Origin of the sequence: Vibrio sp. Vb1018 (assembly GCF_033338775.1) — a bacterium.
Lineage (GTDB): Bacteria > Pseudomonadota > Gammaproteobacteria > Enterobacterales > Vibrionaceae > Vibrio > Vibrio alginolyticus.
Window position 1 is genome coordinate 114,032 of record NZ_JAWOTI010000002.1, and the last position, 24,481, is coordinate 138,512.

Sequence of the window (24,481 nt, forward strand, 5' to 3'; positions counted from 1 at the left end):
TTTGTTTGATATCACTCGACAAAACTACCCATCCATTACCATCGTTCTTGCTTGAGTTAATGAGCACACTTAGATTCATTGCCAATGAAATAGAAAAATTAGCGCGATAACGCTGATGTTGAGACATTGATTTAGGTTGTGGTAACAATGATGAACATCTCGCAACTACTTAGTTGCATCCGGAAAGAAGCCGACGGGCAGTATATTGCGAAATACGCGAACTTCACTCTCCGCAGTGTCTTTCAACCCATATATAAGAACGATATTTCCATCGTTGGCCTTGAAGCACTGGTAAGAATTAGCAATGCCAATGGCACCATGGTTAGGCCAGATCAGTTTTTCCAATCCAAAGCGACTCCCACTCAAGATTTGCTCAATGTTGAACGCTTAAGTCGCCTAATCCATATCAAAAATTTCTCTCAGTCTCGCTTTCACACAAAACAATTGTTTCTCAATGTATTACCGGTAGCGGCAGAGATACTAGTCAAAGACATCACGTATAACCGACTGCTAAAACAAACCATTTATGAATCGCATTTGATGAATGAACAAATCGTCATGGAGTTACTTGAATTGAAGGTGGAGGATGAACTCTCTTTGTCTCAAGCTGCTCGGGAGTTAAGTCTTGAAGGATTTAAATTAGCGATTGACGATTATGGCGTCAATGCATCGACAACTGAGCGAGTGAGAAGCGTTTGCCCAGATATAATCAAGATGGATCGCTCTTTATTGCTAAGGTATGAAAACGGTGATTTTAAAGCGCTTAACGATGCATTATCACTCGCAAAAGCGTTATGCTCTAAAACCGTTATCGAAGGAATTGAAACCGAGCATCAACTTCGCTTAATGAAAAAGCTCGGTTTCGATATGTATCAAGGGTACCTACTTGCTATCCCCCAAACGTTAGACGTCTATGAAGAGGCAAAAACAGCCTGATTATGTAAGAACAAAAATTTGCGCGGTTTAGCGAGAGCTACGTGATTTACCACGATTCTTATGAATCGCCAATTTTGCTTTTAGCTTACGCTTCTCAGATGAACGACTACGACGGCGCCCACCCCCATTTTGTTCAGGCTCAACTTCTTCTACAAGACTTGGTTCGAAACCTGCCAGCCATTCTTGGGGTAAGCGTTGATCAAGCAGGTTCTCGATAGCTTGCAACAAGTACTCCTCATCTCTACTCATCAGAGAAACCGCCAAACCTGACTTTCCTGCTCTTCCAGTGCGGCCAATTCGATGGACATAATCTTCTGCTTTGAATGGCATATCAAAGTTCACGACTTGTTCTAGCTCTTGAATATCTAACCCTCGTGCTGCCACATCGGTTGCAATCAAAGCACGCACCTTACCTTGTTTAAATTCATCCAAAGCTCTTTGGCGGGCGCCTTGTGATTTATCGCCGTTGATAGAAACCGCTTTGATGCCATCTAACTTGAGCTCTTTCGCTAACTCATCACTGCCTTGCTTCGTTTTTGTAAATACAAGCACTTGCTGCCAATTCCGCGAGCCAATTAAGTACGCTAGCAATTCACGTTTCCGTTTTTTATCCACTGGATAAACCATTTGTGCTACCGTTTCAGCAGTCGTATTTGCTGGTGAAACTTCGACTTCAACTGGCGATTCCATGAGTTTATGCGCAATAGTTTTGATTCGCTTCTCAAATGTCGCAGAGAACAATAGGATCTGTTTCTCAGCAGGCAAACGTCGGAAGATGCGCTGCAAGTCAGGCCAAAATCCCATATCTAACATACGGTCGGCTTCGTCTAACACGAGCATACCGGTTTTAGAGATGTTTACGTTACCATTAAACAGGTGATCCAAAAGGCGGCCTGGCGTGGCAATCAAAATATCAGCGCCCTCTTCTAACTTTCTCTTTTGTACGCCAATGCTTGTACCACCATAAACACACACGATGCGAAGTTCTGTTTCTGCCGAGTACTGATTCAAATTATCAAATACCTGCTGTGCAAGCTCGCGTGTTGGAACCAAAATCAATGCTTGAGGTGTGCCGTTAAGTTTCTTTTGCTGAACGGTTTGTATGATAGGTAAACCAAACGCAGCCGTTTTTCCCGTACCAGTTTGTGCAGCAGCAAGTAAGTTTTTTCCTGCAAGGACGTGTGGAATTGACTTTTCTTGCACTGGTGTTGGCGTCACGATATTTAGATTGCCTAGCGTCTCGATTAGCTTTTGTTCGATGCCTAAATCAGCAAAATTAACAGACATGTGTAACCTCATTATTTTTGGAGCGCAGAGTTTACCAGAGCCCCTAAAGCCATACTACTTTTCTATCTCATTGAGTTGAGTCGTTAAGCTGTTGCTGAAAATCATACGACTGGCGCAAAACATCTCGATAAAGTGACGAGAACTTCTCTTCTAATTCGGTGTAATCACTTTCAATCACTTTAAATGTTGTGGTTAAGTCTGCCATTCTAGGACTTCTTTGCGACATCCGATGTAGTGCAAATTCTATATTGTCTAGATCTTGATAGGATTGAAGCCATCGGCCATGCCACATTCTGCTGTGGAGCACCAAAAAACGTGGCGGCAAATGTTCATGAACCTCTCGGTTTACTCTCTCGTATGCCGTTTTTACAAAGTGTTCGAGAGACACGGAGTGAAAGTCGTTCCAGTGTTTTGCGAGGCAATGATCCCAAAACATATCTAAAGCGATAGGTGCAAAACGTCTCGCAACACCAGTGAAATGAGGCTTACATTCGTTGACGATTGGATGATGGTCAGTAATACGGTCAACAAATCTATGTAATCTGATGCCATTTGAGATATCGCGATCATACAGCTTGCTTGGATCTCCTTTTACGAAGTCTCCAAGCAAGTTTCCCAATAAATGGCTGTTACTGTGTTCTGCGATATGCAGGTGGGCTAGAAAGTTCATTCGACGCCAGTTTTGGCCTCTAGGGCTTGGTGTGACATGAACCTAGTATAACGTCAATTACGACGAGATGAGAGTGTTCCGCTATTCGGCTTCGTTGTCTGAGCCAACGTATTCCGACAAGATAATGCCAATTTCAAGCGCATCTAGCAGCTCTAGGCTCTCATCGTTTTGGTATTGGTCGCTCATTGTGACCTCCTTTATTTTAAGCTCTCTTGCTTTTACTTGCTGACGGCCTGGCTCTTGCCATATCCACATCAGCAACTCCTTTTTATAGTCTTTATATGACACATTCATGACAGCGAGAAGTAAAGATTTAAAAACCTATGAGCATAATCAAAAGTAAACGATTGCAATTAGGTTTCATATCCACTTAACACTTTAGAGAAATGACTCTTTTATCAACATTCATGTCAATTTAAAGATATAACATACTGTTATAGGCGTCCTTAGATCTCATTTCTTAAACTAAATTTAGTATTCGTTACATATTTTGCTGATTAACTTCGCATATTTTGTTTCGATATAGCAATAGATTTGGTCAATATCTTTTATCTCTAATGGAGCTTTAAATGAGAGAAGTTGAGTTTAGAACGATAGACAGGCTGTTTATCAAGATGTCTATCAACGACAAAATGTGGGTTATATTCCTACTATTTTTAGTAGCCCTCACTTCAGTGGCTGGAAGCCGCTACTTCAATGAAATACAACAATTTGAGCAGCAAGCCATCTCGGCGAGCGAAGCGAAGCTTTCTGGTATCGTTGATGCTCAATCAAACCGCGCTACAGAAATTGACGGCGTATCGAAATCGAACCGCGTAAGCGAGAGTTCTTTTGTCGATGGGTCTGTTACCGCTTATGCCAAGTTGCATTCTGGAGAAGTGATTAAGCTGACTCAAAATGTGTCCACACAATACGAATCGGTAAAATCATCAGCTCTATCGTCACTATTACTCAGCTTCTTATGGGTTATTCCTTTTGCCCTATTCTCTTACTGGGTGGCAACGTTTATCGGAGGAGCTCTGTGGGTTTTATATACAACAACCGAAAAAATTGGTGACGGTGACTTAACCTCTCGTCTTGGTTTTCACCCTGGTCGAGATGAATTCGGTACCATCGGCTGTGCGCTAGACAAGTCTATGGATACCTTAAGTGAACTGGTTAATAGTGTTAAAAATAATGCAACGATGTTGAGCGAGACATCTTCTGCATTCGAAAAAGATATGCAGTTGAGTGAAACCCAGATATCTCATCAATATCAAACGCTTGATTCAGTCGCGACGGCAATGGAAGAAATGACAGCCTCTGCAAAGGAGGTATCAAGTATTTCTCAACAAGCAACGACGCAGTCAGACCAAGATGCCCAGAAGATCGAACTAAGCAGAAGCCGTGTACAAAACGTGATTGGCGAGATAGAGACGTTATCTAGCTATATTGAACAAGCCTCTACGTCAGTAACCAATTTAAACGAGAATACGACGCAGATTAATGACGTGATCACAACGATTAACGCCATTTCAGAACAAACTAATCTGTTGGCGCTAAACGCAGCAATCGAAGCAGCCCGTGCTGGTGAACAAGGTCGTGGATTTGCAGTGGTTGCCGATGAAGTACGTACATTAGCAAGCAGAACTCAACAGGCAACAGTAGAGATCCAAGCCATGATTGAGAAGCTTCAAATTGAGAGCCAGAACATTGCTTCAATCACCAACCGAACCGTTCAGCAAGCTCAAACCAGCAGCCAGCTTATTGATGAAATCGGCCATGATGTTACCTCTATTGCCGAGTCAGCACGCTCATTAATGGACATGAGCATTCAGATTTCCACATCTGCTGAAGAACAAAGCGCAGTTGCTAACGATATTGCATCGGAACTTTCAGAAATTCGTAGTCAATCAAGCACAATCAGAGAAGTGGCGGAGCAATCTACCGCTGGCGTCGCTAATCTCACGCAGGCCTCCGTTTCTCTTGGTGAGATATTACAACGCTACCGCACCGCATAACGTTGTGGAACTTATGATCAACAAGGGCTCCTTAAGGAGCCCTTTTCTTTAAACCGTGTTCAACTATTACCTTCGATATTTTCTACGACATCCAAGTGGATATTTGAAGTGAATCTCAAGTTCTCGCTGTACCGGATGAAATAATGTTCTTAAACAAAGCGTTCCGCTATGCTTGATCTTGCCAATTCCAATTTGCTGCTGGAAAACAATATGAATAATTACAAAGACACAAAAGACATAGAGAACCTGAATTGCCCACTCTGCCAAGGAGATGAATATCTCATTTCATCGGATGGCGAGAAATTCACATGCGCTGCTTGCGGATTTCATACAAAAAACTTCTCATCTATCCAATGTCTACATCAAACGCCTTACCTACAGTCTAAACTTAAGCACATCCACAGCTTGAGTCCGGTTTGCCATTAGTAGGTCAAACAGAGCAGCCACACAGCAGCTCTTTTAATTCATCTAAATGATGAATGCGAATTACACGCTCGTCATCAACACGATTGATAGCTTCACCATTAAATAACTGTATCGTTTTGATACCGGCGTTTAGTCCCGCCTCAACTCCTTTAGGCGTGTCATCAATATAAAGACAGTCACTTGGTAAAAAGCCCATGCTCATAGCACTGTACATGATTAAATCGGGCTCAGGCTTCCAACTATTCGCATCGAATGCCGAGAACACTTTCCCTCGGAAAGCATCGAGTAAACCGGTTAACTCCAAAGCGTATTCAATTTTATCTTTAGGTCCATTAGACGCCACACAATATTCGATATTATGCGAATCCAAAAACTGAATTAATCGTTTTGCGCCATCCATCGGCTGTAAGTGACGCACAAAAAGAGACTGGACTTCTTCTCGGTATTGCGGCTCTAAAACATCAATTGGGACTTTGATATCTTTCAATTCTTTAGTATCTAAAAGGATGTCAGCGAGCTTTCCTCCTTTAAAGTGAGAAACGCACTCTTCCATCGTTAACTCAGCCCCATGCTGGTTAAATACATTGACGAGCGCTTGGCAACACAGTCTTTCGCTGTCGACCAACGTACCATCACAGTCAAATATCACGCACTTAATATTGGTAATTGCCATAGCCATCTCCAGACGTCTTAAAGGCTCAAGCCCAAGCTGATTTTAAGAATGTTTGGATTAATCTTATTTGAGTTTGGGATTGTTGAAACGACGAGCTTGGCATTTCATGGAAATAGAAGGGAGCAATTACAGTTTTTCTAAGCAAGATCACCCAACGTCATCTTGCTTTACTTTTTATGCACATTGATGTGTAAGTTAGTTTTCGATAACCACTGAGTCTAACAGTTTTTGCTCGGTGCTTAGTCTTTTAGCCAGATCAGCCACAAACGAGCTTTTGTATTTTGATTCAGAAACAGCAACATCAGAGATGAGTGTATTTCCTTCGAGATGGCTAACAATAGCAGCACCAATTGGGACTCCAGATTTAAAACCAACATATAATTCAAAATCTGGCGTGAGGATAATCTGTGTCAGATATTCAATGATCATATCTTTATCATACTGCTGTTCCCAGCGCTGAGATTGCAAGATAGAGAACATAATGGTCAGTCGATGAAAATCGACCAGAAAAATATCGTCGGGGTTAAATTCAGAGTCACTTTCCAGTAGTGTGTCTTTGTCGACTACTTGATACGTTGCTTTTTCTAGCGTTTTGAAATAGACATCGCGCCCTTTCAAACTCTCTGGTGTCGGAAATTCAACTTCGACCAGATCATACAGCCATGTATTTTTACGCTCGATACTGGCTAACTGTTGTTCATTCATCTTGATACCTTCGTTTAGAGCAGTACATTAGCATGAAGCCCGCAACAAACCTAGCGCACATAGACCTTTCCGTGGCTAAATTTTGTTTTAGGTGCAAACCTCTGATAGATTTCATCAATATCTTTCCTAGTTAAGGACAAAAATAATGAAAAAGATGCTGTTAAGTGCATTGCTTGCTACTACTCTAGTTGGTTGTTCAGATAACGATGTTGCTGACGTGGGGCTCGGTTGGTTTACTTTGAAAGACATCAAAGTCGGTGAGTTGAAAGACGAGGTGGTAACAGGTGTCACATGTCACATCGCCTCTATCGAAGCGGATTTCAGCTTAGCAGATCCAAGTGATAGCTCAATATCATGTCGTCAGACTGGCGAAATCACACCGGAAATGATTGCAAAAATAGATAAGAGTAAGTCCGGTGAAATTGTATTTAAGAAGTCAAAAAGCATTTTCTTCAAAACAATGAAGGTTCGCCGTATTTATGATGCCGATAACCAAACCTTACTCTACTTGTCTTATACAACAAAAGAGACCGATGGTAGTTTTAAGCATAGCCTTTCGACAGTCCCACTTTGGGGTACCAAGGCTTACGTTGAGCCAACTGAAGTGAAAAAGTAACGCGGGTAAATTTAGTTAGCGCGGAGCAGGCTCTTTCCGGGCGCTGCTGAGCAACAAGTTTAAAAAACAACCCATTGCAATACGACAAGCCTCATAAATTGCAGCTGCTTTGGTTGCTATTTACTCAGCTCGCTGATTTTTTCAGCGAGCAGACTTCTTTGTAATAAATCGCCACGATTTTCATTTTTTTGTGATACAATCCCGCCTCTTTTTTTTCTCACTCAAGAACAAGCATGAAGTTTCCTGGTCAGCGTAAATCTAAACACTACTTCCCAACTCACGCTCGAGATCCATTAGTAAACCAAATCCGACAGGCACCTAAGCTATATCGCCCAACTATTGTTGGTGTCGGTCAAACCATTGTAGATATCGAAGCACGTGTAGATGACGCGTTTTTAGAGAAATACAACCTGAGTAAAGGACATTCGCTCGTTCTTGAAGAAAGCAAAGCAGATGCACTTTACGAAGAACTGGTTGAGCAAGGCCTGATCACACACCAATACCCAGGTGACACGATTGGCAATACTCTTCACAACTACTCAGTTTTAGCCGATAGCAAATCCGTTTTGCTCGGTGTGATGTCTAAGAACATTCAAGTCGGTTCTTTTGCTTATCGCTACCTTTGCCGTACGTCTTCACGCATGAACCTTAACCATTTACAAACGGTAGATGGCCCTATTGGTCGCTGCTACACCCTAATTTCTCAAGACGGTGAGCGTACATTTGCTATCAACGAAGGTCATATGAATCAACTACTTCCGGAAAGCATTCCTGAAGAGATCTTTGAGAAAGCATCAGCCCTGGTTGTTTCTTCTTACCTAATGCGTGGTAAAGAAGAAGATCCAATGCCTAAAGCGGTACAAAGAGCGATCGACTTTGCTAAGAAGCACGATGTCCCTGTTGTACTTACGTTAGGGACAAAGTACGTTATCGAAGGTAACGCACAGTGGTGGCAAGAATACATTCGCGAAAACATTTCTGTTGTCGCTATGAATGAAGAAGAAGGTGCGGCGCTAACAGGTGAAACAGAGCCGCTAGCAGCTGCTGATAAAGCACTTGAGTGGGTTGATCTCGTACTTTGTACAGCAGGACCAAATGGTCTGTACATGGCTGGTTACACCGACGAGAAAGTAAAACGAGAAACCACACACGACATCCTTGAAAGCTCCCTCGAAGCCTTTAACCAGTACGAGTTTAGTCGTGCGATGCGTAAAGAAGACTGTCAAAACCCAATGAAGGTCTACTCTCACATCGGCCCTTACCTTGGTGGACCACTAGAGATTAAGAACACTAACGGTGCAGGTGATGCAGCCCTTTCAGCCTTACTGCATGACATGGCAGCAAACTCTTTCCACCAAAAAGAAGTGCCTAACTCAGAAAAGCACGAAGTACGATGCTTAACCTACTCCTCGCTTTCTCAGATCTGTAAATACGCAAACCGAGTAAGCTATGAAGTGTTGACGCAGCACTCTCCTCGCCTATCGCAAGCGCTTCCTGAACGAGAAGATAGCTTAGAAGAGACTTATTGGGATCGTTAAAACGACAGCTTTAAAGCTAAAAATATATCAAGGTCACCATTTGGTGGCCTTTTTGTTTTTGTCTAGCACTGTAACGAGTAGATTTTGTTAGTATGTCGCACAATACGAAGCAGTAAACTCTTTACAAGCCTAACCGAAACAGTACCATCACCAAGCAGACCTTTGCCTCACAATAATACTCGTTATAACTCAGGTAGTTTTTCAACGCTACCTGAGTACCACTTTGGGGATTCTCCATGCAGTCAGATATCGAAATTTGCCGAAACACACCACTTTCTTCTATTGATGTTATCGCGGAAAAAGTAGGACTATCACCCGAAGAGTATGACACTCACGGGAAGCACAAAGCCAAAGTCCACCCAAAATGTTTGGAACGACTCAAAGCAAATGATGACGGTAAACTTGTACTCGTCACTGCGATCACGCCGACTCCTCTTGGCGAAGGAAAAACCGTTACGACGATAGGCCTGGCGCAAGGTTTAGCAAAGCTTAATCAATCTGTTATTGCATGTATAAGGCAACCTTCGATGGGACCCGTCTTCGGTATTAAAGGTGGCGCAGCGGGCGGCGGTTATTCTCAAGTAGCTCCAATGGAAGAGTTAAACTTACACCTTACTGGTGACATTCACGCAGTGACAGCGGCGCACAACCTTGCTTCAGCCGCTCTTGACGCTCGCTTGTTCCATGAGCAACGCGAGGGTTATGATGCCTTTGAATCACGCACCGGGTTAAGAGCACTTAAAATCGACACGGCAAGTATTACTTGGAAACGAGTGATGGACCATAATGATCGTGCACTACGTAAAGTCAAAATTGGCCTCAATGATGCAGGAAAAACCATCAATGGTTTCGAGCGTGACGAAGGGTTCGATATTTCAGCTGCTTCCGAGTTAATGGCTATCATTGCACTAGCCAAAGATTTAAAAGATTTACGTCAACGTATCGGGAAAATTGTCGTAGCGTACGATTTGAACGGAACCCCCGTCACTACGGAAGATCTACAAGTTGCAGGAGCAATGGCAGTAACACTAAAAGAGGCGATTGCACCAACACTGATGCAAACTCTAGAAGGTGTTCCTACGTTGATCCATGCAGGTCCATTTGCAAACATCGCCCATGGAAATTCATCCATTATCGCGGACGATATTGCGCTAAAACTGTCAGGTTACACGGTAACTGAAGCCGGTTTTGGTTCGGATATGGGATTTGAGAAAGCGTGTAACATTAAAGCTGCTGCCGCCAACAAAGCCCCGGACTGTGTAGTGATCGTAGCAACATTACGCGGCCTCAAAGCGAATTCCGGACACTACGATTTACGGCCAGGTATGGCTATTCCAGATTCCATTTTTAATCCGGACCAAGCAGCATTGGAGGCTGGGTTTGAAAATTTAAAATGGCACATAAATAACGTTCATAAATACGGTTTACCTGCTGTCGTTGCCATTAACCAGTTTCCACAAGATTGTGTGAAAGAGCTTAAAGCTCTTGAAGAGCTGATTCACCAATTTAATCCCGAAGTTAAAGTAGCCATCAGCACCGCTTTTTCGCAAGGCGGACAAGGCGCAACGGAACTAGCTCAACATGTTATTGATGCGTGTACCACGCCTGTAGAGTTTTGTCCGTTATACAACAAAGAGCAATCATTACTCGAAAAGCTCATGGCAGTATGTGAAGCGGGCTATGGAGCAACCAATATAGAAATGACTCCTATCGCGACTGAACAGCTCAAACATTTTGAGCAATTAGGCTTTAACAACTTAGCGGTTTGCATCGCGAAGACACCACTATCTATAACCACGGACTCCGCAGTCAAAGGCGCACCAACTGGTTTTACCGTCCCAATCCGCGAGCTGCGCTTGTGTGCGGGCGCAGGATTCATTTATGCATTATCTGGAACCGTGATGACGATGCCAGGCTTACCTGATAAACCCGCATTTATGAACTTAGATCTTGATGATGGAGGAAATATCGTCGGTCTCTCTTAGTGCAGTGATAACGTATCGCTATCAGTGAAGTGAGCATATTCATTGAGTGAGTGGTCTACTTACCTATCCACTCACTCTCAACAACTGTGAAAAGAGTTGTCTCAGGCCTTCTACTCTTGAATCGTTGATACAAAGCTCTCCTGCCTTACATCAACACGCCTGTTTTAGACCTTTAGAGTTAAGACGCTAACCCTAAGCCTTGTTTAGCCATAGTTATTAAGCTAGAAAACCCTATTTATCTTCTTGTTTTGTAGCCACTTTACATTGTAAATCCATACTTGTTGACCTCTCCTTTCTACAATTTTGCGCCAATTTGATGCACGGGCTATTTAGCGCTTCACTAATATGGTGCAGTTGTCTTACAGTGAAATTTTAACCTCCTTGATTTTTAAGGAGATATTCTATGGCTCGATTCTTGTAGTAGACTTTTCACTAATAAGCACATTAGCACATGCTTTTCAAAACCTCTGCGTTGCATACCACCTCCTTCAGGTTAGCACCGTTTTGATGCATGTCAGAAAAGGGAAAGGGAATACTATGGAAGACGCACTCGCCGTAATTTTAGCAGGAGGGATGGGGTCTAGACTCAGCCCACTCACCGATGACAGAACCAAGCCAGCCGTACCTTTTGGCGGAAAATATAGAATTATAGATTTCACACTAACCAATTGTTTACATTCGGGTTTACGCAAGATCCTTGTTTTAACCCAATATAAATCTCATTCACTTCAAAAACACTTACGAGACGGCTGGTCGATATTCAATCCAGAGCTAGGCGAGTACATTACTGCTGTTCCACCACAAATGCGCAAAGGTGGTGCATGGTATGAAGGAACCGCCGATGCGATTTATCACAACATGTGGTTGCTATCGCGAAATGATGCAAAGTATGTGGTTGTGTTATCCGGCGATCATATCTATCGAATGGACTACGCCGCAATGCTTGAAGAGCATAAAGAGAAAGGTGCTAAGCTCACCGTTGCCTGTATGGATGTTCCCGTAGAGGATGCTTCAGCATTCGGTGTAATGGGCACCACAGAAAACGGGCTCGTTACTTCGTTTATAGAGAAACCTGAAACCCCACCTACTCTTCCTGGAAGCGCGACCAGAAGCCTTGTTTCTATGGGAATATATATCTTTGATATGGATGTTTTGAAAGAAGCGCTTGAAGAAGACTCAAAACTCGATTCATCAAGCCATGACTTCGGAAAAGACATCATACCTAAGCTAATTGATACCGAATCCGTTTACGCTTATCAATTCTGTGGCAGTAAAGGGCGCGTCGATAAAGATTGCTATTGGCGCGACGTGGGTACCATTGATTCCTTCTATGAAGCGAATATGGATCTACTAGAACCTGTGCCGCCAATGAACCTTTATCAGTCTAATTGGGCGATTCGTACTTACGAGCCGCAGTTTCCACCAGCTCGTACTGTATCGTCGGCCACGGGTAATGAAGGCATTTTTATTAACTCCATCATTGCTACCGGTGTCATCAATTCCGGAGGCTCGGTACAGCACTCCATTATTTCCTCTAATGTACGCATTCAAGATAGTGCAACGGTAGTCGATTCCATCATTTTTGATGACGTAGAAGTCGGTGAAGGAAGTCAGTTGGTCAACTGCATAGTTGATAAACATGTTCGTATTCCGCCACATACTCAAATTGGCATCAACAAACTTGAAGATGCGAAGCGATTTAAAATCTCAGACAAAGGTATTGTCGTCATACCTGAAAGTTACCAATTCGATTAAACGACAAACTATCACAACAAAAAAGCGCACGATAATCATCGTGCGCTTTTGTTTAAGTGCCTGTAAACATTAGGCTATAACAAATAATCCATAATAATTAGATGTTACATACCGTTGACCAGCTACCATCTGTACCCGGTTCAGCCGCTGTCCACCAGTTCGCTTGGTAAACCACACCGTTGTGGATGATCTTATCACCTTGGTTAGCGTGGCTTGGATTACCTGCCCAATCCGTTTGTGGCAGAGCTGGGTATGTCACTAAACCTGTCGTATCACACGTACCTGGTTCAGTGGTACCACCACCCGTGCCCGCATTTAGGTCACCAATTGGTAGATCTGGCTGTTCAAACTTAAACGCAAACTCTTTACCACCAGAAATCACTGAGTAGTTAGCCGGACCAGAGATTGGTAGATAGTAAACCATATCAAGCTCGTAAGTGCCGCCCGCTGGCAAGTCTTTCCATGCTGGTAGAGAGAACGACACACGGTGCATTACGCCATCTAAGCCACCAATGTTGTTTGCTCGAGTATGTCCAGAAGCAATCACTTTCAAACCACCACCTGATTGGTCTTTCGCATTGTCCGGCGCAGATACTGGGATATCGAATTGGAATTCAGTACCGCCAGGGATCGCTTGACCAGTGTTGTTCGTAAACGTGATTTTCGGGTTAATTGGGTAGTTTTGGTCGCCAACTTTGAAGCCGCCAACACTAACAGTAATGTCTACTGCTTCAGTTGGTGTTGGACCAGTCGCTACTTTGTTACCGTAAGGCGTCGCAGACTTAAACTTGTCGTAGATAGCTTTGGTCATAGTGTTACCCATGTGGTATTCACCATTACCCGCCGCACAAGCTTGTTCAGTTGCATCTACTGCCGTACGATTACCATTTGCATCCAGTACGTAACAGTTGTAGTCACCGGCTAGTTCCCAGAACATGATACCGCCGATCTCTTTATCGATAACGTAATCGGCTTTCACCTCGATAGAAGCTTTATCTTCCGTAGATAGGAATACGCTCTTCTCTGCGTTCCACAACCAAGGTGCCACAGCAACGCTATCGTAATGACGGGTATAAGTACCAACAAACTTATCTGAAGGATCGTTGACAGGGTCGAGACCGTAAGCAGCTGCGTAAGAGCCCCAAATACCGTTTTCTAGGTTCTTAGCATGCCACATTGGGTTAGAACCAGCGCCCATTTCGTTTCCTTTAGGGTCGGTATCATGCCACATGTTGTCGATACCAATAGCACCGTGACCACAGTTGTTCTTCTCACCTTCACCTGTGCCCGGTTGGCACTCTGCTTGGTTTGGTAGTGCCGCTCGGCCCCAAAGGCCATTTTCGCCACCAGTAACACCTTGCCAACCACGGGTGTAGTAAGGAACACCAATGTTGATACGACCTGCTGGCATAGAACCACGGAAGTAATGGTAAGCCCAGTCTGTGTTCAAGTAACCGATACCACCGTATGCAGCAGTGCCGTATACGTTCCACTGCGCTAGCTCCGAGTCTTTACCTGTATCGAATAAAGCCGCGTTGTGACCAACGTGATCATTCCAAGCCCCATGCAAGTCGTAAGACATGATGTTTACGTAGTCTAGGTACTTAGTTACATCGAAGGTTTCCATCCCACGTAGCAAGTAACCTGAAGATGGTGCTGCGATAGTCAGCATATAATGAATACCATCTTGCGCGGATGCCGCATCAAGTTTCTCACGCAATACTTTCATCAGCTCTTGGTAAGACGCCCATAAATACTGACGACGTGGTTCCATGAAGTCTTTGTCGTAAGGGTTACCAGCACCAGCCATTGACGTCGGGTATTCATAGTCAATATCCAGGCCATCGAACTTGTACTGACGCATCATTTCAACGGCTGAAGTTGCGAACTTCTCAATACCAGCATGATTAATAGAACCGTCCGCATTCGTCGTCATGGTGTAGAAGCCACCATCAGCTACACGATCGCCGTTCGTATCGAAGTGACCGCCCGTTTCAGCCCAACCACCAATCGAGATTAGCGTTTTAACATCATGTTTTTGCTTGTAAGTTGCTAGTGCACCAAAATGACCTTTAAAACCAAGAGCAGGATCTACCTCAACGCCTGGCCAAGTTTTACCTGTAGCAGGGTTGTTAGGATCATTTACGTCGCCAACGTTTACTTTGCCGTCAGAACCAATGCTCACAAAAGCGTAGTTAATGTGAGTAAGTTGTTCCCAAGGAATGTCTTTAACAAGGTAAGTCGATTGTGGGTCGTCACCTGATCGCCAACTGGTGAAGTAGCCGATTACACGACGTGGGTGATCAGCCCCCATTTTCTCACGGCCCTCTTCGTCATAAATAGAACAGTAAGGAACATCTACACCCGTTGTTTGATAAAGACCATCAGGACGACAATTAGATGTCACTGCGCCGCCGTTTACCGTTAACGTCGCAAGTGCAGAATCTGCTCTTGCTCCAGCATCATCGGTAGCTCTCGCATATACACTTAATGAGCCAGCTTGTGAAGGGGTTACATCCAGCGTGTATGGCGCTGCTGTAGCAGTGCCAGCAAGTACACCTGCAACATAAAAATCAACTTTAGCAACGGTACCATCCGCATCCGTAGCATTTGCAGTCAGTGTTACGGAACCACCCAGGTCAATAGAGGTCGCAGAAAGCACGACATCCACTGTCGGCGCTTCGTTACCAGGTTGCGCTGATGCCACAGTTAACGTCACAACACTTGCCGTACTAACGGCACCTGCATCGTCATAGGCCTTGGTAGAGAACTCGTGCTGTCCTTCAGTTGCTGTCCACGATGCAGCATACGGCGCAGACGTTGCCTGACCAACTAATATACCATCAACAAAGAACTCTACTTTGCTAACAGTCCCATCAGTATCTGCCGCATCTGCAGCTAGGTTAACAACATCACCCGCAGTCACAGAAGCCGACGCAGAAGGCGATGTCAGAGTAACCGTCGGGACTTCATTCTGAGGTGGATCAACCGGTCCAGCGCCATCACAAGCGCCAAGTGTTTCCCACTCGCCCCACTCACCAGATTGCGCTGGATTGTTGTTTTGCGTCCAGTAACGCGCTTTATAAGCATTACCTTCATGCTGAACTTGGTCGCCACCGTTATAAACTTTTGATGATTGCCAAGTTTCTAGAGGGGCACAGTCAACTGCTGCGTAGCTATTGAAGGCCATAAGACAAGAAGCGGTGAGTGTGCTTAGTGTGAACACGTTTTTCACTGCGTTGCCGTTTTTAAGGTGCATAATCGCTCTTCCTTAAGTTATTGTTAAAACAATACTAAATGCGCTAAACGAAGCGCATCTATACTTTTATTTCGACGTAAAATAACTTAAGTACAAGTTGGTGATTTCACACTATCTATTTACGAGTTTTCCACACCGCCTCGCAACAATCCACTAAATGATTGCAACAACGTACCTATTATTTGGCACCAGTAACTAATTTTATAACTCAAATAAATATGTCACTCGCAAATTAATAAAAAAGGTAAAAAAAGTCGCCATTTTGAAATAAAGATCACTAAGCCTTTGTTGACCTTGGCGTTTCATTAAAATGCCGCTTGTACTCGCGACTAAACTGTGATGGGCTCGTGTACCCGACCATTCTCGCTGCATCATTAACACGTCGCCCCTCTAACTGGATCAATTCGCGCGCTTTGTTAAGTCGAACTTTCTTAATATATTGCAGCGGAGATTCAAGCGTGACATTGCGAAATGCTTGATGGAAAGCAGACACACTCATGTTGGCTTCTTCAGCCAATGCTTGTACGTTCAACTGTTCATGATACGCTTGATGTACACGATTTAGTGCTTTAGCGACCCTCGCGTAAGAACCTTCTTGATGTGCTAGGTCAAATAAAACATACCCCTCTTTGCTCACCAAAGTACGATACACAATTTCCTCAAGAAGCAGCTCGCCAAGCATGATGACATCAAGCTCGTTACACATTGCTTTCATTAACCGCTTGCACGCATCCAACATACCTTCATTCATACGTACCGACTTAAGGCCGCAACGGGTTGCATCCAGACACTTATTACTGAATTTCTCAGCCTCTAATTTTTTAACGAGTTTATGAAGAAGCGTTGGCGAAATATCTATCGAAATGCCAAGTAAAGGCTCATTGTTTGTCGCAAACGCTTCGCACTCTAGTGGCATGGGAACCCCGACAACAAGGTAATCTTCGGGCCCATATTGCACTGGTGTATCACCAATATGAATGTTCTTATGCCCTTGACCCAATACGATGATGCCGGACTGATAGACAAACGGCTGGCGATGATTCCCTTTGCTACTGCGATAAAACCATACGCCATCTATCGCTGTTTTCTTCATACCTTCTAGGTCATGCAGCCCCTGCTTTTCAACATATTGCTGCATGATATCTGCGAGAGTGTGCATTAGAGCGCTCCATCAATGACCAACGAGTTTGGTCTTTATTATCGTTTCGAGCACTATACTTCCTCTCGACATTAACTTTCTAGCTCAAGAGCATTAATTTTGTAGAAATAGGCAAATTATTTGCAGAAATCGACCTGTTAACGATCGTTAATCAGGACTAATATGCATGTATTCAATCTCCTTCACTGGAAGCAAGAGGGCTAATAATGAACTTTTCTTATGTAAACCCAACCAAGATTTTCTTTGGTCAAAAACAAATCGCTGCAATCAAAGAAGCTATCCCATCCGACCAAAAAGTTTTAGTGGTATACGGTGGTGGCTCCATCAAAAAAAATGGCGTGTACGACCAAGTAGCAGAAGCTCTTGAGGCACATGAATGGCTAGAGTTTTCAGGTGTTGAACCAAACCCAACCAAAGAAACACTCGATAAAGCAGTCGCAATGGTAAAAGAGCATGGCGTTGACTTTATTTTAGCGGTAGGTGGTGGTTCAGTCATCGATGGCTCCAAATACGTAGCAGCGGCATCAAAGTATGATGGTGATGGTTGGGATATCATGATTGGTAAGCACCAAGTCACTGAAGCGACGCCTCTAGCTGCAATTTTGACATTGCCAGCAACAGGCTCAGAGTCAAACATGGGCGCAGTTATCACTAAAAAAGAAACTCAAGACAAACTTCCGTTCATGTCTCCAGCAGTGCAGCCAAAATTTGCCGTGTTAGACCCAGATGTAATGAAAACACTGCCAGAACGCCAGCTTATCAACGGCATTGTTGACGCATGGGTGCACGTATGTGAGCAATACTTGACGCTTCCTACCGGTGCAATGGTTCAAGATGGTTACGCAGAAACACTGCTGAAAACTTTAAAAACACTCGGAGAACAGTTTGCGGAACGAGACGACGATATGTGGCGCGCAAACTTAATGTGGTCTGCTAACCAAGCATTGAATGGGTTAATTGGTAGTGGCGTTCCACAAGACTGGGCGACACATATGATCGGCCATGAATTAACGGCTCTATGGGGCGTTGATCATGCGCGTTCTCTTGCAATTGTCCAACCGTCGTTACTTCGTAACCAAATGCAGTTTAAGCGCCCTAAGTTAGAACAAATGGGTCGCAACGTATTTGGTCTTGAAGCAGGTGAGGATTTAGCAGAGCGCACAATCGAATCTATCGAAGCGTTTTATCATCAACTTGATGTCGCAACTAAGCTCGAAAACTATGGTGAGAGCCGTGAACAAGCTATCGATGCCATCATTGATCAACTAAACAAACACGGCATGACTGTTTTAGGTGAAAACCAGGCGATCACACTTGAACGTAGCCGAGAAATCTTAGAGTTAGCTGTCTCATAACTGCAACAATTCTTCACTGCCCTTCCTAGGGTTTAACGGTATTGTGACTTAACAGTCACAATACCGTTTTTTTATGCTATTTTGTAAGCCACATCACGTTCAAAACGAGGAGGCTTCTAAAAACAACGATTCCCTCCAGACAAAAAATCGGCCGTGTTGGTTAGTAAAGAGACAACTGTCCAGCTTTACACAAATAAAAATAATTGAGATCAAAGAACGAGTTAACTCGTTAATTAAGTTTTGATTTGTTGTAGTGATGTACTACATAATTTTGTCTGTTCGAGAAAACACTTTATGTGGCTAGTTGTTGTCGTATTAGCATTCATACATATCATCAGTATCCGTAAAGGCTCTAAATGGCTCTTTTACGTTTCTAAACCATTACCAGTGCTCTGTATGCTTGGTATTTTAATTCAGTCCCCGGCTTACCCAATGCCATATGCGCATTGGATTTTGATTGGCTTATCGCTCTCGTTGCTTGGTGACGTGTTATTAATGCTCCCTAGAGACAAGTTCATTACAGGATTAGTGCTCTTTTGCTCTGCCCATCTCTCCTATAGTTATGGTTTTGCCATCATGTCAGCGTGGCATTTTACACCTTGGCTCCCAATTGCCTTGTTCGGACTCGGTATATGCGTCTACTGGTTGTTCCGACCGGATCTCGGTAAAGAAAAACGGCCAGTTGCTAGTTATATATTGGTACTGATGACTATGTGCTGGGCTTCGATCGAGTATTATTTGAGTGGGAAAACACAATCCTCCTCTTTTGCAGTGCTCGGAAGCTTTATCTTTATTATCTCTGGCATCGTATTGGCTTTCGAACGCTTTGGAGGACGGTCAATATTTTCACGACAAGTTGTCATGGTGACCTACTATTCTGCACAGACACTAATGGTTATGTCTGTTGTTGCGATTGTTGTTCGTTATCCGTATCTCGTTGAACTGAGTTAGTCATACTCTAGACTGCACCAACATTAAAGAAACATGGATGTATCTTGTAATCGATCTGAATAGAGTCTTAAAATCATCGCCTAAACATTAGCTTATTCTTAATGAAATTATGCGCACAACTTGCTATTGTAAAAGGATATTTTTCCGTTATAGCGTGCCCCTTTGAAAGAGAATACTCCCGTCGTTGAGTTTAGCGACGTAAACAAGTGGTATGGCGATTACCACGCTCTAAAAGATATCAACTTCTCCGTGCATTCTGGCGAGATCGTCGTGGTGTGTGGCCCTTCTGGTTCAGGAAAGTCAACGCTCATTCGTTGCATCAACCATCTTGAATCGATTCAAGAAGGCCAACTTCATGTGTTCGACCAGCCTTCTCATGCAAAATCCCTTAAGCCCGGCAAAATCGGCATGGTGTTCCAGCACTTCCACCTTTTTCCTCATTTAACTGTACTGGAAAACCTTACCTTAGCGCCGATTCGCACACTCAAATTGTCAAAACAAGAAGCTGAAAAACGCGCACGGCATTACCTCAAGCGCGTCAATATTGAAGAACAAGCGAGTAAGTATCCTATCCAGCTTTCTGGCGGTCAGCAGCAACGCGTCGCGATTGCCCGCTCCTTGTGTATGGAACCGGATTTACTCCTGTTTGACGAGCCAACTTCGGCGCTTGATCCGGAAATGATCAACGAAGTGTTGGATGTCATGGTTGAGCTGGCTCAAAGCGGAATGACGATGATTTGCGTCACGCATGAAATGGGATTTGCCAAAAAAGTAGCGAACCGCGTGGTATTTATGGATGAAGGCCAAATCGTGGAAATGAACTCTCCAGTCGCCTTATTTGAGACACCACAGCATCCACGAACCCAAGCATTTTTGAACCAAATTTTAAGTTACTGATGATAGTTCGCGTAATCAAACCAGTCCTTCAAGCTTTACTGCAAATGACGCTCCTCTTCATCGCGATTGTGTGGGTGTTGGACTCTGGTGCCGACGCTATGGGCTATCAATGGCAATGGGAGCGCGTACCTGATTACATCGCTTTTTATGAAGATGGCGAATGGTGGCCGGCAGAACTTATTGATGGGCTATTGGTCACGCTTAACATCTCGGCTATTAGTCTATTTTTTACCTTAGTATTAGGGTTGGTTACCGCGTTACTAAGGCTTAGCGATTCGAAAGTCGGCAATGTTATTGGTACCACTTATGTCGAAGTAATACGTAACACGCCGTTGTTGGTGCAAATCTATTTACTCTACTTCGTGTTTGGCCCCGTGATTGGTTTAGACCGATTCAGTACCGCCGTTTTGGCATTATCCCTTTTCCAAGGTGCCTACACCGCGGAAATATTCCGTGCAGGTTTAAACAGTATTCCTAAAGGGCAATTCGAAGCAGCACAAACTCTCGGACTATCACCGTTTTACACCTACAAAGACGTAATTTTTCCTCAGGTTTTACAGCGCACATTAACGCCATTAACCAATGAAGTGGTTTCTTTGATCAAAAACTCTTCCATTGTAAGCGTGATGGCGATTTTTGATCTAACAACACAGGCACGCAACATCGTCTCAGAGACGGCGATGCCGTTTGAAATTTGGTTTACCGTGGCAGCAATTTATCTTGCTCTCACTCTGTCACTTTCTGGCTTGTCTGCATGGCTAGAACACAAACTCGGAGCCAGTTGGCGCAAATTATAAGGAGATAACATGAAGTTATTCAAAGCGACCATTACTGCATTATTAGGGCTAGCCATCGCTATGCCTACTCTCGCGAAAGAAGGTGTTGCCACACCCAATGTAGATCAAATCAAAGAACGAGGCACTTTGCGCGTTGGTATGTCAACATTTGTACCTTGGGCAATGCGTAACAAGCAAGGTGAGTTAATCGGTTTTGAAATCGATGTTGCCAAACGCTTAGCACAAGATTCAGGTTTGAAAGTGGAATTCGTACCGACTGCATGGGATGGCATTATTCCCGCATTACTGGCGAAAAAGTTCGACGTGATCATTGGTGGCATGTCTGTTACGCCTGAACGCTCCAAAAGCGTCTTGTTTACTGAGCCCTACTCGCACTCAGGCGTTCAAGTAGCAGCAAACAAAAAACTCGCCTCTGGTTTTAGCGAATTTTCGGATTTTGATTCACGACGCGTAAAAATTGCGGCTCGTCGCGGCGCATTCACCGTTCAAGTAGCCAGAGAAACCTTCCCGAAAGCGAAGATCCTGCAATTCGATGACGACGCACAAGCGTTCCAAGAGGTGCTGAATGGTAACGCCCACGCGGTCATTGCTTCTAGCCCAAAACCAGAACATGAGACAGTGAAACACAGCGACAAACTATTCCTTCCATTCTCTGAGCGACTATCACAAGGTAACGAAGCCTTTGCAGTTCGTTTGGGGGAAGAAGATAAAAAGGCCTTTTTCAATAAATGGATTGAAGCAAGAACCCAAGATGGATGGTTAAAACAACGTTATGAATACTGGTTCTCGACATTAGATTGGCAAGATCAAGTCGCGCAAGGCCAGTAATCTTAATGGCTCGTGGACGCCGCGAGCCTATACTCTCCAATCATTCATTTTACTTTTCCATAACTTATCGGAGTCAAATTTTTGGGCGAACACACTACCACTCGCACAGCACCCGCGAAATCCAGCACAGGCTACCTTTTACCGCAATTAAACACACTAGACTGGGTACTACTTGTTATGTGCGGTATCGGTGGTGTTTGGCTGTACCATCGGTCCGCTGTTGGTGTGCATTATTTGTGGCAGTGGAAAGAGGCGCTTGAATTACTTTTCACGCCTAGAGCAGATGGTAGTTTGCCCTACTTCTTCCAAGGTTTGATTTCGACGTTAAGGCTCAGTGTTTGGGGCATAAGCTTCGCATTAGTGTTTGGCACTTTGTTAGGCTTAGGACGCTTCTCTCGTTCCGTTTGGTTGCGCACACCTGCCAATGCGTTTATCCAGTTAGTGAGAAACATCCCTCCGTTGGTGTTTGTTTTTATTTTCTACTTTTTCATTTCTAACCAATTGATCCCGTTGCTCGGTTTGGAAGATCTTCTACGAAACTACAACGGCGAACCAAATGCGCTACAGCGCTTTCTGTTTGGGCCTTCTAACCTTTGGGAAAACCTTGCCTCTGGCGTGTTATGCGTCGGCTTACTCTCTTCTGCCTACATTGCAGAAGTTGTGCGCGGTGGTTTACAAAGTATCGACCAAGGTCAGTGGGAAGCGGCTGACTCATTGGGCTTGTCTCGATGGGTGAAATACCGATTTGTTATCGCGCCACAGGTGCTTAAATCAATAACACCTGCACTTGCCGGTCAAACCATCTCTTTGGTGAAAGACACCTCTATTGTTTCACTGATTTCGATACAAGAAATGACGTTTGTTGGGACAGAGATGGCAAATTCATCAGGGTATATATTTGAAATTTGGTTGATTGTCGGCCTTGCTTACTTCTTAATTTGTTTTGGTCTGTCACTTATTTTTCGCCATATTGAAGCAAAATCGGAAGCCATTTCAAATTAACTCAACCGCATATGTAATTAGGCACATTTGATTCTTCAAATCAGAATTGCACCCTGTTACATTGGCAAGATGCTAAATTTTCGGCGTTTTTCATGGAGTTAAAGAATCAATCCGACTACGAGCGATACATAAAACAAGATAATCTTGGTGAATATTACGTAGTTCTCAATCAATTCACTTTTCACAGTGTTTATCAGCCAATTTTTGATAGACGCCAACGTATTATTGGTATGGAAGCCTTACTGCGTATTCGTGGCATTGATGGTTCCCTAATTCGTCCTGACGTGTTTCTGGCCAATAATGGTCTTGATCCCTACTTTCGCTTATGTGTAGAGTTTTTATCCAGAGCAATGCACATTCGAAATTTTGCACGCTATTTCGCGGGGACGCCGATCAAACTGTTTCTTAACGTCATGCCTCAAACGCTACTCACACTAACCAAAGACATGGGCTTTAAAGATAACGGCCTGCTTTACAAACGCCTTTCCGAACTTGGTATGAGCCCATCAGACGTCGTTTTTGAAGTAGTCGAAGAGTCATGCGGAAATACGGATTTATTAATCAAAGCCGTACAGTTAATGAAAGCAAATGGTTTTATCTTTGCTATCGATGATTTTGGCGCCCAACATTCTGATATCGCACGTGTTCAGCAGCTCTGCCCTGACATCATCAAAATCGATCGTTCCTATTTGCTAGACTACTGCGCCGGAGAAACCTTTTCCATACATAGCGCCGTTGATCTAGCGGATCATATGGGAGCAAAAGTCATTATAGAAGGGGTTGAAGAAGACGTGCAGCTACAAGCTATGTATCAACTTAATTTGGATTATTACCAAGGCTTTTACTTAGGAAAGCCTTGCGCCATTCATCACTGGACAGATAGCCTAAACATCGAGACGACTGTGCATTAACACTGCCCACTTACAGCACAGTGAAACCAAAAAAGCGCCGATATAATATGCTCGGCGCTTTTTAGTTTTACTCAGATGTCACTTATTTAGTTAAGCGTTCATTTCCCTAGAAAAAATCAATAGAATTACGACCGCTCTTCGGATCACGAGTGGCTTGCGGTTTGTCTTCTTTTTTGCCTTTCTTAGCAGACTGAGACAACGCTTCTTTCTGCGCTTTACGTTCTTTATGCGCTGCTTTTCGGCCTGTTGACTTAGGTCCAGAGCCTTTAGCTGGCTTGCTTTGGCGAGATTTCTCTTTACGTGCAGATTGCGCTTCTTTCTTCGCTTTCTTTTCTGCTTTTTGCTCTGCCGTTTCAGGTTCGGTTACTGGCGCATCGCAAACCACAACATAATATTCCTGGTTAAACTCAAAAAAGTCACCATCATACATCTTGCGGCGCTTACGTGTTTCTAGTTCACCATTCACCGCGACGTAGCCTTCCTCGATGATATGTTTTGCTTCGCCGCCACCGCTGACCAAGTTTGCGATTTTAAAAAGCTTGTACAGTTCGATTGGATGCGCATCAACATCGATGCCAATCGCTTCGATCTCAATCTCTTCGCCTTCTAAATACTCTTCGTGGTCGTAATCTTGGGTCATGTTACTTACTCTTACTATTTGATGCCCTGAAGTTTAAACGCAATGCTTAAAAATAGAAACCTCTGGCGATGTTCAATCACCGATTCACCTT

General features: G+C 43.9%; 21 protein-coding genes. 13 read left to right on the forward strand and 8 right to left on the reverse strand.

Features of this window, described 5'->3' with window-relative positions; all coding sequences use genetic code 11:
* The first annotated feature begins 147 nt into the window (after positions 1-147).
* Positions 148-936, forward strand: coding sequence for an EAL domain-containing protein (locus tag R7Z10_RS02930; RefSeq protein ID WP_025767790.1), 789 nt, complete (start codon positions 148-150; stop codon positions 934-936).
* Positions 937-963: 27 nt separating this feature from the next.
* Here the strand turns inward: R7Z10_RS02930 and R7Z10_RS02935 are convergent, their stop codons facing one another.
* From R7Z10_RS02935 to R7Z10_RS02945, 3 genes are all read right to left on the reverse strand, one after another.
* The gene (locus R7Z10_RS02935) at positions 964-2,223 is read right to left on the reverse strand and encodes a DEAD/DEAH box helicase (protein WP_025767791.1); all 1,260 of its coding nucleotides are present in this window, start codon (positions 2,221-2,223) and stop codon (positions 964-966) included.
* Positions 2,224-2,290: 67 nt separating this feature from the next.
* Positions 2,291-2,893, reverse strand: coding sequence for an ACP phosphodiesterase (locus tag R7Z10_RS02940; protein WP_053303599.1), 603 nt, complete (start codon positions 2,891-2,893; stop codon positions 2,291-2,293).
* Between the two features lie 81 nt (positions 2,894-2,974).
* Positions 2,975-3,148, reverse strand: coding sequence for a hypothetical protein (locus R7Z10_RS02945; protein WP_017820948.1), 174 nt, complete (start codon positions 3,146-3,148; stop codon positions 2,975-2,977).
* Between the two features lie 314 nt (positions 3,149-3,462).
* Here R7Z10_RS02945 and R7Z10_RS02950 point away from each other — a divergent pair, with 314 nt between their 5' ends.
* Complete coding sequence (locus R7Z10_RS02950; RefSeq protein ID WP_025767793.1) at positions 3,463-4,893, forward strand: methyl-accepting chemotaxis protein; 1,431 nt, start codon at positions 3,463-3,465, stop codon at positions 4,891-4,893.
* Positions 4,894-5,323: 430 nt separating this feature from the next.
* Here the strand turns inward: R7Z10_RS02950 and R7Z10_RS02955 are convergent, their stop codons facing one another.
* Entirely contained in the window at positions 5,324-5,992 is a 669-nt protein-coding gene (locus R7Z10_RS02955) for an HAD-IA family hydrolase (protein ID WP_318103884.1), read from the reverse strand.
* 195 nt (positions 5,993-6,187) lie between these two features.
* A complete protein-coding gene (locus R7Z10_RS02960; RefSeq protein ID WP_005376378.1) occupies positions 6,188-6,697 on the reverse strand; it encodes a hypothetical protein in 510 nt (169 codons plus the stop codon).
* Between the two features lie 145 nt (positions 6,698-6,842).
* Here R7Z10_RS02960 and R7Z10_RS02965 point away from each other — a divergent pair, with 145 nt between their 5' ends.
* The 4 genes from R7Z10_RS02965 (at position 6,843) to glgC (ending at position 12,591) form a co-directional block, all read left to right on the forward strand.
* Complete coding sequence (locus R7Z10_RS02965; protein ID WP_005397614.1) at positions 6,843-7,313, forward strand: CreA family protein; 471 nt, start codon at positions 6,843-6,845, stop codon at positions 7,311-7,313.
* Between the two features lie 233 nt (positions 7,314-7,546).
* Positions 7,547-8,851, forward strand: coding sequence for an inosine/guanosine kinase (locus tag R7Z10_RS02970; protein WP_206957507.1), 1,305 nt, complete (start codon positions 7,547-7,549; stop codon positions 8,849-8,851).
* 236 nt (positions 8,852-9,087) lie between these two features.
* The gene (locus tag R7Z10_RS02975; RefSeq protein ID WP_318103885.1) at positions 9,088-10,836 is read left to right on the forward strand and encodes a formate--tetrahydrofolate ligase; all 1,749 of its coding nucleotides are present in this window, start codon (positions 9,088-9,090) and stop codon (positions 10,834-10,836) included.
* Positions 10,837-11,373: 537 nt separating this feature from the next.
* Positions 11,374-12,591: a glucose-1-phosphate adenylyltransferase gene (glgC, locus tag R7Z10_RS02980; protein ID WP_025767797.1), complete on the forward strand. Its 1,218-nt coding sequence runs from the start codon at positions 11,374-11,376 to the stop codon at positions 12,589-12,591.
* A gap of 97 nt (positions 12,592-12,688) precedes the next feature.
* Here glgC and R7Z10_RS02985 read toward each other — a convergent pair whose 3' ends face one another.
* Complete coding sequence (locus R7Z10_RS02985) at positions 12,689-15,850, reverse strand: glycosyl hydrolase family 18 protein (protein ID WP_213916895.1); 3,162 nt, start codon at positions 15,848-15,850, stop codon at positions 12,689-12,691.
* A 277-nt stretch (positions 15,851-16,127) separates the two neighbouring features.
* The gene (locus tag R7Z10_RS02990) at positions 16,128-17,009 is read right to left on the reverse strand and encodes an AraC family transcriptional regulator (RefSeq protein ID WP_005386077.1); all 882 of its coding nucleotides are present in this window, start codon (positions 17,007-17,009) and stop codon (positions 16,128-16,130) included.
* Between the two features lie 206 nt (positions 17,010-17,215).
* Between R7Z10_RS02990 and R7Z10_RS02995 the strand changes: the two genes are divergently transcribed.
* From R7Z10_RS02995 to R7Z10_RS03025, 7 genes are all read left to right on the forward strand, one after another.
* A complete protein-coding gene (locus R7Z10_RS02995; RefSeq protein WP_047103556.1) occupies positions 17,216-18,364 on the forward strand; it encodes an iron-containing alcohol dehydrogenase in 1,149 nt (382 codons plus the stop codon).
* 294 nt (positions 18,365-18,658) lie between these two features.
* Positions 18,659-19,315 (forward strand): lysoplasmalogenase, encoded by a 657-nt coding sequence (locus tag R7Z10_RS03000; protein WP_005376394.1) that lies wholly within the window; start codon positions 18,659-18,661, stop codon positions 19,313-19,315.
* A gap of 162 nt (positions 19,316-19,477) precedes the next feature.
* On the forward strand, positions 19,478-20,212 hold the full coding sequence (locus R7Z10_RS03005) for an amino acid ABC transporter ATP-binding protein (RefSeq protein ID WP_203345420.1): 735 nt from the start codon (positions 19,478-19,480) through the stop codon (positions 20,210-20,212).
* Entirely contained in the window at positions 20,212-21,009 is a 798-nt protein-coding gene (locus tag R7Z10_RS03010; protein ID WP_054865350.1) for an amino acid ABC transporter permease, read from the forward strand. Before R7Z10_RS03005 ends, R7Z10_RS03010 begins: the two co-directional genes overlap by 1 nt.
* Before the next feature lie 9 nt (positions 21,010-21,018).
* Entirely contained in the window at positions 21,019-21,837 is an 819-nt protein-coding gene (locus tag R7Z10_RS03015; protein WP_085569052.1) for a transporter substrate-binding domain-containing protein, read from the forward strand.
* Between the two features lie 81 nt (positions 21,838-21,918).
* On the forward strand, positions 21,919-22,839 hold the full coding sequence (locus tag R7Z10_RS03020; RefSeq protein ID WP_171342925.1) for an amino acid ABC transporter permease: 921 nt from the start codon (positions 21,919-21,921) through the stop codon (positions 22,837-22,839).
* Between the two features lie 92 nt (positions 22,840-22,931).
* Positions 22,932-23,750 (forward strand): EAL domain-containing protein, encoded by an 819-nt coding sequence (locus tag R7Z10_RS03025; protein ID WP_005386068.1) that lies wholly within the window; start codon positions 22,932-22,934, stop codon positions 23,748-23,750.
* A 106-nt stretch (positions 23,751-23,856) separates the two neighbouring features.
* On the opposite strand, the gene R7Z10_RS03030 is transcribed toward R7Z10_RS03025, so the two are convergent.
* A complete protein-coding gene (locus R7Z10_RS03030; RefSeq protein WP_053303581.1) occupies positions 23,857-24,390 on the reverse strand; it encodes an RNA-binding S4 domain-containing protein in 534 nt (177 codons plus the stop codon).
* Positions 24,391-24,481 lie beyond the last annotated feature (91 nt).